The sequence below is a fragment of the Ferrovibrio sp. GW821-FHT12D07 genome (assembly GCF_058807275.1).
In genome coordinates this window covers 263,110-275,942 of sequence record NZ_JBXAQN010000002.1, presented here as the reverse complement: position 1 = coordinate 275,942, position 12,833 = coordinate 263,110, and the positions used below count along the sequence as shown (strand labels likewise).

Annotated in this window: 8 protein-coding genes and 1 tRNA gene; 6 read left to right on the top strand and 3 right to left on the bottom strand. The window is 62.6% G+C overall.

Annotated features, from left to right (window positions below; genetic code table 11):
• The first annotated feature begins 42 nt into the window (after positions 1 to 42).
• From AC1RRE_RS13145 to AC1RRE_RS13135, 3 genes are read left to right on the top strand one after another with little or no spacing between them, the layout of a single operon-like run.
• Positions 43 to 2,169, top strand: a complete 2,127-nt coding sequence (locus AC1RRE_RS13145) for an NAD(P)-binding protein (RefSeq protein ID WP_492981638.1) — start codon at positions 43 to 45, stop codon at positions 2,167 to 2,169.
• 5 nt (positions 2,170 to 2,174) lie between these two features.
• The gene (locus AC1RRE_RS13140; RefSeq protein ID WP_492981637.1) at positions 2,175 to 3,200 is read left to right on the top strand and encodes a P1 family peptidase; all 1,026 of its coding nucleotides are present in this window, start codon (positions 2,175 to 2,177) and stop codon (positions 3,198 to 3,200) included.
• Positions 3,201 to 3,217: 17 nt separating this feature from the next.
• Positions 3,218 to 4,705, top strand: coding sequence for an ABC transporter substrate-binding protein (locus AC1RRE_RS13135; protein WP_492981636.1), 1,488 nt, complete (start codon positions 3,218 to 3,220; stop codon positions 4,703 to 4,705).
• Positions 4,706 to 4,780: 75 nt separating this feature from the next.
• Here the strand turns inward: AC1RRE_RS13135 and AC1RRE_RS13130 are convergent, their stop codons facing one another.
• On the bottom strand, positions 4,781 to 5,968 hold the full coding sequence (locus AC1RRE_RS13130; RefSeq protein WP_492981635.1) for a hypothetical protein: 1,188 nt from the start codon (positions 5,966 to 5,968) through the stop codon (positions 4,781 to 4,783).
• 265 nt (positions 5,969 to 6,233) lie between these two features.
• Between AC1RRE_RS13130 and AC1RRE_RS13125 the strand changes: the two genes are divergently transcribed.
• A tRNA-Arg gene (locus AC1RRE_RS13125) sits at positions 6,234 to 6,310 on the top strand.
• A 201-nt stretch (positions 6,311 to 6,511) separates the two neighbouring features.
• Here AC1RRE_RS13125 and AC1RRE_RS13120 read toward each other — a convergent pair.
• Both AC1RRE_RS13120 and AC1RRE_RS13115 read right to left on the bottom strand, forming a co-directional pair.
• Positions 6,512 to 9,547, bottom strand: a complete 3,036-nt coding sequence (locus AC1RRE_RS13120; RefSeq protein ID WP_492981634.1) for an FAD-binding and (Fe-S)-binding domain-containing protein — start codon at positions 9,545 to 9,547, stop codon at positions 6,512 to 6,514.
• A gap of 27 nt (positions 9,548 to 9,574) precedes the next feature.
• Entirely contained in the window at positions 9,575 to 10,267 is a 693-nt protein-coding gene (locus AC1RRE_RS13115) for a GntR family transcriptional regulator (protein ID WP_492981633.1), read from the bottom strand.
• 217 nt (positions 10,268 to 10,484) lie between these two features.
• Here AC1RRE_RS13115 and AC1RRE_RS13110 point away from each other — a divergent pair, with 217 nt between their 5' ends.
• Both AC1RRE_RS13110 and AC1RRE_RS13105 read left to right on the top strand, forming a co-directional pair.
• Entirely contained in the window at positions 10,485 to 11,696 is a 1,212-nt protein-coding gene (locus AC1RRE_RS13110; RefSeq protein WP_492981632.1) for a pyridoxal-phosphate-dependent aminotransferase family protein, read from the top strand.
• Positions 11,697 to 11,770: 74 nt separating this feature from the next.
• Entirely contained in the window at positions 11,771 to 12,778 is a 1,008-nt protein-coding gene (locus tag AC1RRE_RS13105) for a Bug family tripartite tricarboxylate transporter substrate binding protein (RefSeq protein WP_492981631.1), read from the top strand.
• Positions 12,779 to 12,833: the final 55 nt, after the last annotated feature.

Genomic DNA, 12,833 nt, shown 5'->3' with positions numbered 1-12,833 from the left:
CAGGCAGGCATCAATACAGATCAAGAAACAGGATGGGGGCCCATGTCGGACGTAAAGAAGCAAAAGATTGCCATTCTCGGTGGTGGCGTTGCCGCCTTGACCAGTGCTTTCTGTCTCGTGACCCAACCGGGCGGGGCCGAGAAATACGACATCACCATTTACTGCCTTGGCTGGCGTCTGGGTGGTAAATGTGCCACAGGACGTAACCCCGATTTCGGCAACCGCATCGAGGAACATGGCATCCATGGCTTCCTCGGCTCCTATTACAACACCCTGTCGATGATGACGGAAACCTATCGGCTGCTGGATCGGCCGAAGGGCGTGCCGCTCGCCACCTTTGAAGATGCTTTCTATCCGGTCGATTCCATCCTGTGCTGGGAATTCCGCGACTATCGCTGGGTGAACTGGCCGATCACTGTGCCGCGCAACAACCTGAAGCCCTGGGAACCGGAATCGATGCCGACCCTGCAGCATTGGGTGAAGGCGCTGGTCACGCTGATGGCACGCATGTTCGATCACTCGGCCGCCAATGTGCCGTCGAACATATTGGAGCTCGGCATTGCGCGGAGCCTGTTTACCCGCCTGGCCAACGAGGCCGACAAGATCGCGCAGGGTGAGGCCGGCGGTCTGCTGAAGGCGATGGATGAATTCTGGCAGTGGTTCAAGAAGCATGTCGAAGCGCTGGTGGAAAAGAGCGACGCGTTGCGTCATCTCTACATCACGCTGGACTACTTCCTCACCATGATCCGCGGCATCATCAAGGATGACGTGATCAACAAGGGCTTCGATCATCTCGACGAGGAGAATTTCTCCGACTGGTTCGCCCGTCATGGCGGCTCGATGCTGACGATTTCCTCACCGCTCAGCATGAATACGCCGAATTTGTCGTATCAGTATCCCGATGGCGACACGACGCGCGCGCCGACCATGGCAGCCGGTGCCTATCTGCATTGGACCCTGCGCGAGTTCGCCTATCTGGGTTCCTTCGGTTGGCTGTTCGCTGCCGGTACCGGCGATACGGTGGTCGCGCCGCTGTATGAGCTGCTGAAGAAGCAGGGCGTGAAGTTCGAGCTGTTCCACAAGGTGCGTGAGATCACCACGGGCCCGGAAGGTGTGGGCGAAGTGGTGTTCGATGTTCAGGCGACGCCGAAAGACAAGGTGAACGGCTACAATCCGCTGATCGACCTGCCACTTGAGAAGTTCGGCGGCAAGACGCTGGCGGTCTGGCCGGATCGCCCGCTCTATGACCAGCTGGTCGAGGGCGAGGCCATGAAGGCTGCCAAGGTGGATATCGAATCCTACTGGACGCCGTGGAAACCGGTCGGCGAGAAGCGCATCAAGGCCGGCGCGGATTTCGACAAGGTGATCTGCGGCCTCTCGATCGGTGCACTGCCGATCCTGGCGCCGCAACTGATGCAGGCCAATCCGAAGTGGCCGCCCATGGTCGATGCCATCAAGACGGTGCAGACCCAGACCCTGCAGATCTGGATGAAGCGCACGCTGAAGGACATGGGGCTGCCGTTCGAATACAAGAACTACGACCGCCTGATCGGTGCGACCTTCGTCAATCCCATCGATGGTGTGGCCGATTTCACCGACCTGCTGCCGATGGAAACCTGGCCGAAGCAGCAGATGCCGCAGTCACTGCTGTATTTCTCGGGTGCTTCGCCGCAATACGGCGAGCAGCCGCCGTTCAGCGACCATGATTACCCCAAGCGCGAATATGCCCGCGTGAAGCATCAGGCCCAGCAGTATCTGCAGGCCTGCATGGGCGCCCTGCTACCCAAGTCGGTCACCAACGTGGTCAATCCGCCGGGCGACATGATCGGCTTCGACTTCTCTGAATTGGTCTGCCTGAAGGATGATGACAAGACCTTGGGCGTCGCGCGCCTGGAACAGCAGTTCTGGAAGCCGAATATCGATCCGACCGAGCGCTATGTGACCTCGCCGCCCGGCAGCACCAAGCATCGCCTCAAGGCCTGGGATTCCGGTTTCGCCAATCTGGTTCTGGCGGGCGACTGGATTTACACCGGCCTCAATGTGGGCAGCTTCGAAGGCGCCTGCATGGGCGGCAAGCTGGCGGCACATGCCATTGATCCAGCTGCGGTGCCGCTGGACAAGGTCTATGGCTATCCGCCGGCCCAGGGGCCCAAGATGGCCAGCCTGTAAGCCGGATGGGCAAACCCGGTGCGCTCAATCTGCTGACCGATGTGCCCGGCCTCAAGGTCGGGCACGCGGTCGATCGGAACCTGCGCAGCGGGGTCACCATCATCCTGCCGGATGCGCGCGCCGCCTGTTCGGTGGATGTGCGTGGCGGCGGGGCTGGCACGCGCGAAACCGACTTGCTGCGGCCGGAAGCGGCCATGCCGGCGGTGGATGCCATCTGCCTGTCGGGTGGCTCGGCTTTCGGTCTCGATGCGGCCTCAGGCGCCATGCACTGGCTGGCCGAGCGGGGACGTGGCTTCGATGTGCGCGGCCACAAAGTGCCGATCGTGCCGGCCGCTATCCTGTTCGATCTGGCCAATGGCGGTGACAAGGCCTGGGGCGAGGAACCGCCCTATCGCCAGCTCGGCCGGCAGGCCTGTGCCGCCGCTGCAGCCACCTTCGATCTGGGCAATGCCGGTGCCGGTTATGGCGCAGCGGCCGGACGGCTGAAGGGCGGGCTGGGCAGCGCATCCTGGGTCGAGCCGGATGGTCTGGTCGTGGCGGCGGTGGTGGCGGCTAATCCGGTCGGCAGCGTGCTGACACCAGGCAACCGCAGCTTCTGGGCTGCACCCTGGGAACAGAATGCTGAATTTGGCGGCTTCGGGCTGGAAGCGCCAGCCGGGATCGATCTGGGCATCGCGGCGGAATCGCGGCTCGGTGCACCGGCAGCCGGCGCTCATACCTGTATCGGGGTGATCGCCACCAATGCCGTGCTCGACAAGGTCGCGCTGCGCCATATTTCAAGCATGGCGCATGACGGGCTGGCGCGTGCAGTCCGGCCGGTTCACACGCCGTTCGATGGCGACACCATCTTTGCGCTGGCGACGGCTGCATGGCAGGATAACGGCGATGCTGCCAGCCGGTCGTGGCTGATTGCCCGTATCGGCAGTATCGCGGCTGATTGCATGGCGCGGGCCGTGGCGCGCGGGGTCTGGGCGGCAGAGCCGCTGGGGGCCCTGGATAGCGCCCGCAACGTCATGGCGGCCGCAAGATAATCCTGAAGGAGACGGCCATGTCGCGCTGGAAGACTTTCGGTTTCGCACTGGGGATTGTCGCGGCGCTGACCGCGCCTCATGTTTCGGCGCAGCCCCGCAAGGATGCGCTGGTGCTGGCCATGACACTGGAACCGCCGGGTCTCGACCCTACTGTTGCGCCGGCTGCCGCCATCGGCGAGGTGGTGCATTACAATATCTTCGAGGGCCTGACCAAGATTCTGGAGAACGGCGACGTCGCGCCGCTGCTGGCGGAAAGCTGGACGGTGTCTCCGGACATGACGGCCTTCACCTTCAGGCTGAAGCCTAGCGTGAAATTCAACGACGGCACGGCCTTCGATTCCGCCGATGTGAAGTATTCCTTCGAGAAATACGCCAGCGAGACCAGCACCAACAAACGCAAGGCGGTGTTCACCAATATCGCCGCCATTGCCATCCCAGATCCGCTGACGGTCAGCATCACGCTTAAAACGGCTGATCCGTCTTTCCTGTTCAGCCTGGGTGAAAACACCGCTGTCATCACGGCGCCGGAATCAGCCGCGACCAATCCGACCAAACCGGTCGGCACGGGCCCGTATAAGGTTGAGCAGTGGGTGAAGGGCGATTCCGTCACTCTGGTGGCGGCCGACACCTATCGCGATGTTGTGGCGATCCGGATCAAGACAGTGAAAATCCGATTCGTCAGCGATCCGGCCGCCATGGTCGCGGCCCTGCGTGCCGGCGACATCGATGCCGTTCCCATCGGCGTCACCGGCGAGAATGTAAAGGAATTCGAGAAGGACAAACGTTTCAAGGTCACGGCCGGCTCGACAGAAGGCGAGGCCATGGTCGTCATCAACAACAAGCGCAAGCCTTTTGACGATGTGCGTGTGCGCCGGGCATTGACCCATGCAATCGACCGCGAGGCGTTGGTCGAGGCCACCTCTGCCGGCTATGGCAAGGTGATCGGTAGTCATTTCCCGCCGCAGAATCCCGACTATGTCGACCTGAGCAAGCAGTATCCCTACGATCCGGCCAAGGCGAAGGCCCTGCTGAAAGAGGCGGGCGTCAGCAATCTGGAAGTCACGTTGCGCCTGCCGCCGCCGCCGTATGCGCGTTCGGCCGGCGAGGTCGTGCAGGCGATGCTGGCGCAGGTGGGCATCACTGCGAAGATCGAGAATGTCGAATGGGCCCAGTGGCTGGACGGCACGTTCAGGAACAAGAATTTCGACCTGACCATCATCGGCCATGTCGAGCCGAATGATTATGTCAAATACGCCGAGCCCGACTATTACTACCAGTATGACAGCCAGCCGGCGCGGGACCTGATCGCCAAGGCGACATCGACGCTCGACAAGGTGGAGCGCACCAGGGCCCTGCAGGCTCTGCAGCGGCTGCTGGCCGACGATGCGGTGAATGTCTATCTCTACAACATGCCGCGGCTGGGCGTGTACAAGCAGGGTCTGACCGGCTTCTGGGTGAATGCCCCGATCTTCGTGAACGATCTGACGGCAGTGGCCTGGCAATAAGCCGGGCCGTCTTCTGACAAAGAAAAAGCCCGCCGGTTTTCACCGGCGGGCTTTTTTAATGAGATGCTTCAGCGCTTAGCGCACGAAGACATGCACCTCGTTGGTTGCAGCCTGGGCATTGCCGCCCGAAGCCGAGACATTCACGCGGCTGGCCGGCAGGCCCATGTCGGACAGCGAGCGCAGCACGCGGTCTGCGTTGCGGCGCGCCTGGTTCTGGTTGCTTGCGGCCTGCGCTTGCGTGCCGCCAGCGGCCACGGCCACCACGTCGAAGACGGCGTTCGGCTTGCGAGCCAGCGCCTGCGAGACAGCGTTGTAGAGCGCCTGCTGATAGGGCACATCGGCCCGGTCAAAGCGGATGACCACCAGCGGGGTGCCGCCGACAGAGGCGAGGGCAGGAGAGTTGTCAGCCGACGAGAACTGCTGGGCGCCGGCATAGAAGTTGGCGCGGTTGCCCAGGCCCGGTCCGAGCAGTTCGCCCTGCTTGATGGCGGCGGACAGCGTGGTCAGGTTGGTGCGCTCGGCGCCGATATAGTTGGTCTGACGCGAGACGTCCTGGCTGACTTCACCCAGCACACGGTCGATCAGGACGACGGTGCGGGCGGTTTCGTCTTCCAGCACGGCCAGCTGGCGATGATCTTCGTCGATGGCGCCCGAAAGGCTGTAGCTCGATTTGATCGACTGCAGCAGGTAGGTCGACATCGCGGAATCGGCGGCAACCTGGTTGGCCAGGTTGCTCAGGTTGCCGACATCGGCGGTCATGCGGTCAAGATCGGTCGCAGCCTGGGTCCACTGGCTGACCAGGATCGGGTTGCCGGGCGTGGTGCCCATCTGCAGACGGGTCGAAACAGCGGCCACGGTGCCGTGGTAGCGCTGCGAATTCTGGGTCGCGCTGGCGCGGATGCCCTGCAGCTGCTGGTTCCGCTGGGTCACCTGACCCTGGAGCTGGGACAGCTCGCCGCGCATCTGCTGGACCTTGGTGCCGACGAAGGTGCCAGTCGACTGACCGGGGGTCACGCCGGGCGGCACGAAATTGGTGTTGTTCAGGGTCGGCGGGCTGAGGGTCGGGTTCGGATTGGCTTCCGCCGCCGATGCCGGGACCTGCTGGCGATAGGTGCTGCCGCCGGCCGGGTCTTCGCCGGTCAGCGAGGGCCAGAGATCTTCGCTGACATAGGAGCAGCCTGACAGGAGCAAGGCGAAGGTCAGGGTGCTGACTGAAGCCAGCACGCGGCGACGCCGCGCCGAATTACGAACAGAATATGCCATGCCACGCCGTCTCGCGTTGATGTTATGACTGGTGTCTGCTGGCCTGGAGGCCCCCCGCTGGCAGCAGGATCGAACCGGCTGTAACGGGCCGACTCAAAGCCTTTTGCAAGCCCCTGTATTGTAGGGTTCGCCAGTAGCGCCCGCAAGCATCATCTTCCTGTAGAATCCGAGGGTTGCGACCATTGGCGACAATCCGGGCTTGGCCCTTGCATCACCCCGATGAATTGAGTAGGTTCCGCCCCCGTTGCGGTACCAACCGCCGTGTGCGCTCGTAGCTCAGCTGGATAGAGCACCAGACTACGAATCTGGGGGTCAGGAGTTCGAATCTCTTCGAGCGCACCATTTCTTCCCTGTTATTTCAGCAACTTATTGATTGCTTCAGGCCCAATGGGGCTCTGACGGGCGAGTCCTTCGGACTCCCGGCGTCCCGAAGCAGGCCGCACCCCGAAAAACCCAGAGATGCACTCACGGAATGCATGTGCAACGGGACGCTTTGGCCTGACCAGTGCGTCTCCTTGTTCAGGGCTGTGGCCTATCCCGACCTTACAACAACCGCTCCAGCAGGCGCGCCACATGAATGGCCTCACGGCCGGCGCCGTCATGAATCTGGTGCCGGCAGCTGGTGCCGTCGGCCACCACGATGGCATCCGGCTGCTTGCGGATAGCGGGCAGCAGGCTGGCTTCGGCCATCTGCATCGAGATGTTGTGATGGTTGGCATCGTAGCCGAAGCTGCCGGCCATGCCGCAGCACGAGCTTTCGATCAGTTCGGGCTTGGCATTCGGGATCAGCTTCAGCACATCCAGGATCGGACTGACCGCGCCGAAAGCCTTCTGGTGGCAATGGCCATGCAGCAGGATCGGGGCAGAGGCTTCCTTCAGGATCGGGGCAAAGCGCCCGGCCTTGGCCTCGCGCGCCAGGAATTCCTCGAACAGCAGCGCCTGCTTTGAAACGGTCACGGCTTTTTCGCCCAGTCCCATGACCAGCGCTTCGTCACGGAGCGTCAGCAGGCAGGAGGGTTCCAGTCCGACAATCGCCACGCCGGCCTGGGCCAGCGGCAGCAGGGCGTCGATCAGCGCGCCGGCTTTCCTCTTTGCCTCATCTACCATGCCGCCGGCCAGATAGGTCCGGCCGCAGCAATGATGGCCGTCATCCTTGGTCACGGTATGGATCGTGTAGCCGGCGGCCTTCAGCACATGCATGGCGGCCAGGGCATTCTCGCTCTCGAAGGTGCCGTTGAAGGTATCGACGAACAGGACTGCTGCTTTGCCGCCGGCTTTGGCGGCAGCAATCGTATCGGCCTGGCTGGCGAACATGGCAGGATCGGTGGCGCGCCAGAAGGTGTCGCTGCGCCATTGCGGCAGGGAGCGTTTCGCCGAGAAGCCGAGCAGCTTCTCGCTTAGCCAGGCGGCGCCCGGCAGCGTGTCGCGCAGGTTCAGCAGCCAGGGCATCCGGCTGGCGAGCGCGGCGTAATCGGGTAGATAGGCGACCAGACGGTCTTTCAGGGTATGGCCGTGCCGCGCCTTGTAGTGGCTCAGGAATTCCACCTTCATCTTGGCCATGTCGACGCCGGTGGGACAGTCGCGTTTGCAGCCCTTGCAGCCGACGCAGAGGTCCATGGTCTGGAACATGGATTCACTGGTGAAAGCATCCTTGCCGAGCTGGCCCGATAGCGCGAGACGCAGGGTATTGGCGCGGCCCCGGGTCAGATGCTGCTCGTCGCGGGTGACGCGATAGCTCGGGCACATGGTGCCAGCATCGAACTTGCGGCAATGGCCGTTGTTGTTGCACATCTCGATGGCTTTGGCGAAGCCGCCGGTGCTGTCGCCGCCGGTGCCGGGCGCGGTGGTCTCCTCGGTGACCGGATCGTTCTGCACATCCCAGGCAGACCAGTCGAGCTTTGTCTTCAGCGCCATCGTGCGATAGGGCGCGGGCGAACCCGGCGGCGGGAAGCGGTACAAGCTGCCGTCGTCCATCTTCGGCGGATCGATGATCTTGCCGGGATTGAGCAGGTTGGCGGGATCGAGATGCTGCTTGATGGCGCGGAAGGCTTCGTTGATCTTTGGGCCGAACTGCCACTCGATCCATTCGCCGCGGCACAGGCCATCGCCATGCTCGCCGCTATAGGCACCCTTATACTTGCGCACCAAGGCTGATGCCTCTTCGGCAATCGCGCGCATCTTGGCGCTGCCACCTTCGGCGCCGCCGCGGCGCATGTCGAGGATCGGCCGCACATGCAGGGTGCCGACCGAGGCATGGGCATACCAGGTGCCACGCGAACCATGGCGGGCGAAGACCTCGGTCAGCGCATCGGTGTAATCGGCCAGATGCTCCAGCGGCACGGCGCAGTCTTCGATGAAGCTGACCGGTTTGCCGTCGCCCTTCAGGCTCATCATGATGTTGAGGCCGGCCTTGCGCACTTCCCAGAGATTCTTCTGGCGCGGATCATCGGCCATTTCGACCACGCTGCCCGGCAGATCGAGGTCGCCCATCAGTTCGACCAGCTGCTTCAGCTTGGGCAGCAGCGCATCCTTGTGCTCGCCCGAGAACTCGACCAGCAGGATGGCAGCCGGCTTGCCGATCAGGGCCGTCTCGATGGTCGGACGGAAGGCCGGGTTGGCCAGGCTCAGCTCGATCATGGTGCGGTCGACCAACTCTACCGCCGTCGGACCCAGCTTGACGATATGCTGGGCCGCATTCATGGCGGCGCGGAAGGTGGGGAAGTTCACCACGCCCAGCACCTTGGCCTTCGGCAGCTCCGACAGCCGCAGGGTCAGGCTTTTCGTATAGGCCAGTGTGCCCTCGGCGCCCACGAGGAGATGCGCGAGGTTGACGCTGTTGTCTTGCGTGTAGGGCTTTTCGCTCTGGTTGTTGAAGATGTCGAGATTGTAGCCGGCGACGCGGCGCATCACCTTGGGCCAGCGCGTCTCGATTTCGCCGCGATTCTGCTCGGCCAGTTTCTGCACAAACGTGGCGATCTCGCTGCCGCGTGACCCAAGATCAGGCACCGGGCCGAAATCAACCAGTTCGCCATCCGCAAGCCAGGCGCTGATGCCCTGCACGTTATGGACCATGTTGCCATAGGCGATCGAACGCGAGCCGCAGGAGTTGTTGCCGGCCATGCCGCCCAGTGTCGCCTGCGCGCTGGTCGAGACATCGACCGGATACCACAGGCCATGCTTCTTCAGCTCGGCATTCAGGTGATCCAGCACCATGCCGGGCTCCACCACCACGGTACGGCGTTCGACATCCAGTTCACGGATGTTGCGATAGAACTTGCTGTTGTCGATCACCAGCGCCGTGCCGGTGGTCTGGCCGCACTGGCTGGTGCCGCCGCCGCGCGCCAGCACCGGAATCTTCATGTCGCGCGCGATATCCAGCGCCGCCACGATGTCGCGCTCGCTTTTCGGCACCAGAACGCCGATGGGCATGATCTGGTAGATCGAGGCATCGGTCGCGTAACGCCCGCGCGAGGGCAGGTCGAACATGACCTCGCCCTGTGTTTCAGTGCGCAGACGGCGTGCCAGCAGTTCGCTGGCTTCATTGGACGGCTGCAGGGCTTCGGCGGAACGGATCAGCATGACGGGGCCTGCTGTTGGTGTTGATTTTTAGTTCTTGGCGACGTCCGGATAAATCTCGCCGGCGCGCAGCAGGTCGAGGATGGTGTCGCGTTTGCGCATCAGGTGTTCGATCAGCACGGCGCGCATGCCGGCGGCGTCGCGGGCGGTCAGCGCCTCGATCATACGCTCATGCTCCTTCATCGCCTGCTTCCACTTTTCCTCATTCTGGTTGGTGCGGAAGCGCAGGCTCTGGACGCGGGCATTGATCGAGCGATAGGTGCTGCTCAGCACCGGGTTGCCGGCGGCCTCGTTGATAGCGGAGTGAATCCGGGCATTGAGCCGGTAGTAGCCCGAGAGGTCGCGACGGGTGAAGCAAGCCATCATCTCGTAATGCATGGCGCGGATTTCGTTCAGCTCATCCTCGGTGACGCGCTGGGCCGCCATCTCGCCCGATACGCCTTCCAGCATGGCCAGCACCTCGAAGGTGTTCAGCACATCGGCCTCGGTCAGGCGCACGGCGACCGCACCCCGATTGGGCAGCAGGTCGACCAGGCCTTCGGCAGCCAGCAGCTTGATCGCCTCGCGCAGCGGCGTGCGCGATACCCGCAGTTTCTCGCAGAGCTCGCGCTCGTTCATCTTGGCGCCGGGCGGGATCGAGCCTTCCACCAGCATGGTGCGCAGGCGCGCGGCCACCTGGTCATGCAGGCCGAGACGGGAGATTTCGACGATTTCAGCGGTCATGGCTCTCTAGGATCGCATAATGCATTCAAAATCTTACGCAGCGGAATCAGGATAATCGCGCCCCACTTCACCGCCTAAGTTGAATAATTACATACATAAAATTCGTATTATTGGCCAGATCAAATGGCGGATTGACTCCCACAGAGAATCAAGATTGCATGCAAAATGCAATTTGAGGCCCCGATAGCCAATGGGGCCGGAGCGACGGGAGACGCCTTTGATCAAGTTCAGCAACGCCCCCAGCGGCCGTCATTTCCTGCAGATTCCGGGGCCGACCAATGTCCCCGACCGTATTCTGCGGGCCATCGACAATCCCACCATAGACCATCGCGGGCCGGAATTCGGCGTGCTGGGCCGCAAGGTGCTGACCGGCATCAAGGCGATCTTCAAGACCAAGGGCGATGTGATCATCTATCCGGCCTCGGGCACCGGCGCCTGGGAAGCGGCGCTGGTCAACACGCTGTCGGCCGGCGACCGGGTGCTGATGTTCGAAACCGGACATTTCGCCTCGCTGTGGCGTGAACTGGCCGAGCGGCTGGGGCTGAAGGTCGAGTTCGTGCCGGGCGACTGGCGTCAGGGCGTCGATCCCGGCGTGGTCGAGGCCAAGCTGGCCGAAGACAAGCAGCACGGCATCAAGGCCGTGATGGTGGTGCATAACGAAACCTCGACCGGCGTCACCACCCGTGTGGGCGCCGTGCGCAAGGCCATTGATGCGGCCAAGCATCCCGCCCTGCTGATGGTTGATACCATTTCCTCGTTGGGCTCGATCGACTACCGCCATGATGAATGGGGCGTCGATGTCACGGTTGCCGGCTCGCAGAAGGGGCTGATGCTGCCGCCGGGCCTGTCGTTTAATGCGATCAGCGCCAAGGCGCTGGAAGCGTCGAAGACCGCGAAACTGCCGCGCAGCTTCTGGGACTGGGCGCCGATGCTGACCGCCAACAAGACCGGCTATTTCCCCTACACGCCGTCCACCAACCTGCTCTATGGCCTGAGCGAAGCCATCGACATGATGATGGAAGAGGGGCTGGAGAATATCTTCGCCCGTCATGACCGTCATGCCGAGGCGACCCGCGCGGCCGTGAAGGCCTGGGGCCTGGAAATCCTCTGCGCCAATCCGGCCGAGTATTCCAGCGCGCTGACCGCGATTCTGATGCCCTCGGGCCATAACGCCGACGAATTCCGCAAAGTCACGCTGCAGGCCTATGACCTGTCGCTGGGCGCAGGCCTGGCCAAGGTTGCCGGCAAGGTGTTCCGCATCGGCCATCTGGGCAGCTTCAACGACCTGATGCTGATGGGCACGCTCGCTGGCGTCGAGATGGGACTGGGTCTTGCCAATGTACCGCACAAGAAGGGCGGCGTGCTGGCGGCCATGGACGTGCTGGGTCGCCCGGCCGTCGAGGGAGGCCTCAAGCGTTCAGTGGCCTAAAATGAAAATCGCGGACGACCGCAGCGTATAAGCGGCGCCGCATTGCCGGACCAACGGTAACAAGGGAGAGAAACGTGTCGAAGATCAATCGCACCTGCATGGCTGCTGCCGCGTCGCTGCTGGCGTTCGCGGTTAGCCAGCCCGCCATCGCCGCCTGGGAACCGACCAAGCCGGTGGAAATCATCGTTCCCGCCGGCGCCGGCGGTGCATCCGACCAGATGGCCCGTGTCATCCAGGGCATCGTGGCCAAGCACAACCTGATGAAGCAGCCTATCATCATCACGCTGAAAGGCGGCGCGAGCGGCGGCGAAGGCCTGATCGACATGAAGGCCAGCAAGGGCAACCCGCACAAGGTCGTGCTGGCGCAGTCCAGCATCTACACCCTGCCGTTTTCCACCAACATGCCGTTCAACTGGCGTGACATGACCCCGGTCAGCCTGATCGCCATGGATGAGTTCATTCTCTGGGTGAACTCGGAGACGGCTTACAAGACGGCTGGCGATTTCATCGGTGCTGTCAAGAAAGCCCCGACTGAAACCTTCAAGATGGGTGGCACCGGCTCCAAGCGCGAAGATCACATCATCACCGCCGCCATCGAAATGGCAAATGGCATCAAGTTCGCCTACATCCCCTACAAGAGCGGTGGCGAGGCAGCCGTGCAGCTCGTAGGCAAGCATACGGACTCGAACGTCAACAATCCGTCCGAGAACATCGCCCAGTGGCGCGCCGGTCAGGTTCGCGCACTCTGCGTCTTCGACAAGGAGCGCATCCCCTACAGCAAGAAGGTGACGAACGACCAGTCCTGGGCCGATATCCCGCCCTGCAAGGAGCAGGGGCTGGATATCGAATACGTCATGCTGCGCTCGATCTTCCTGCCGGGCGGCGTGAGCAAGGATCAGGTCGCGTTCTACAACGAGCTGTTCAAGAAGGTCTCCGCCACGCCCGAATACAAGGAATACCTGGAAGCCAACGCGCTGAAGGGCACCTTCATGGCGCCGGCCGAGTTCACCGCCTTCCTGGAGAAGGACGAGGCCTACCATAAGAAGCTGATGGAAGCCGCCAAGTTCATGGCCACTAACTAAGGTTCATCGCGCCGCCCAGAGCACTGCGGGCGGCGCGATTTTATTTTCAGAACGA

Coding starts and splice junctions, on each gene's coding strand:
- AC1RRE_RS13120 (WP_492981634.1), bottom strand. CDS start 9,547: ATGCTGATCCGTTCCGCCGAAGCCCTGCAGCCGTCCAATGAAGCCAGC.
- AC1RRE_RS13145 (WP_492981638.1), top strand. CDS start 43: ATGTCGGACGTAAAGAAGCAAAAGATTGCCATTCTCGGTGGTGGCGTT.
- AC1RRE_RS13130 (WP_492981635.1), bottom strand. CDS start 5,968: ATGGCATATTCTGTTCGTAATTCGGCGCGGCGTCGCCGCGTGCTGGCT.
- AC1RRE_RS13140 (WP_492981637.1), top strand. CDS start 2,175: ATGGGCAAACCCGGTGCGCTCAATCTGCTGACCGATGTGCCCGGCCTC.
- AC1RRE_RS13115 (WP_492981633.1), bottom strand. CDS start 10,267: ATGACCGCTGAAATCGTCGAAATCTCCCGTCTCGGCCTGCATGACCAG.
- AC1RRE_RS13135 (WP_492981636.1), top strand. CDS start 3,218: ATGTCGCGCTGGAAGACTTTCGGTTTCGCACTGGGGATTGTCGCGGCG.